Origin of the sequence: Streptomyces sp. NPDC093065 (genome assembly GCF_044754585.1) — a bacterium.
Taxonomy (GTDB): domain Bacteria; phylum Actinomycetota; class Actinomycetes; order Streptomycetales; family Streptomycetaceae; genus Streptomyces.
Map to the genome: position 1 here is coordinate 1 of NZ_JBIVPJ010000069.1, position 1,181 is coordinate 1,181.

The following is a 1,181-nucleotide window of genomic DNA, read 5'->3' on the forward strand; positions in this document are numbered from 1 at the left end:
CCCGGCTGGCGGCGGCGTTGACGCCGGAGGTGGACGCGGTCCTGGCCCGCCATCCCCTGCGGGACCTGGTCACCTCCTCCGAGCCGCTGCCCCTGCTCGTGGAGCGCGAACGCGCCCTGTACGGCGCCTGGTACGAGTTCTTCCCCCGCTCCGAGGGCACCCCCGACCGGCCCCACGGCACCTTCCGCACCGCCGCCCGCCGCCTGCCCGCGATCGCCGCCATGGGCTTCGACGTCGTCTACCTCCCCCCGATCCACCCCATCGGCACCACCCACCGCAAGGGCCGCAACAACACCCTCTCCGCCACCGGCGACGACGTCGGCGTCCCCTGGGCCATCGGCTCCCCCGAAGGCGGCCACGACAGCATCCACCCCGCCCTGGGCACCCTCGACGACTTCGACCACTTCGTCACCGAAGCCGCCCGCCACGGCCTGGAGATCGCCCTCGACTTCGCCCTCCAGTGCTCCCCCGACCACCCCTGGGTCCACAAACACCCCGACTGGTTCCACCACCGCCCCGACGGCACCATCGCATACGCCGAGAACCCGCCCAAGAAATACCAGGACATCTACCCCCTCGCCTTCGACACCGACCCCGACGGCCTCACCGCCGAAACGGTACGGATCCTGCGCCACTGGACGGACCACGGCGTACGCATCTTCCGCGTCGACAACCCCCACACCAAACCCGTCGCCTTCTGGGAACGCGTCATCGCCGACATCAACGCCGCCGACCCCGACGTCGTCTTCCTGGCCGAGGCCTTCACCCGCCCCGCGATGATGCACACCCTCGCCCAGATCGGCTTCCAGCAGTCCTACACCTACTTCACCTGGCGCAACACCAAACAGGAACTGACGGACTACCTCACCGAACTGACGGGGGACGCCGCCTCCTACATGCGGCCCAACTTCTTCGCCAACACCCCCGACATCCTCCACGCCTACCTCCAGCACGGCGGCCGCCCCGCCTTCGAGGTCCGCGCCGTCCTCGCCGCCACCCTCTCCCCCGCCTGGGGCATCTACAGCGGCTACGAACTCTGCGAGAACACCCCCCTGCACGAAGGCGGCGAGGAATACCTCGACAGCGAGAAGTACCAGCTCAAAACACGCGACTGGGCCCGCGCCGAACGCGAGGGCACCACCATCGCCCCCCTCGTCACCCGGCTCAACACCATCCGGCGC

Annotated in this window: 1 pseudogene; it reads left to right on the forward strand. The window is 69.8% G+C overall.

The annotated features are described in order from the left end of the window. Nucleotides 1-1,181, forward strand: a pseudogene (locus tag ACIQFU_RS38670) (alpha-1,4-glucan--maltose-1-phosphate maltosyltransferase); the annotation flags it as partial.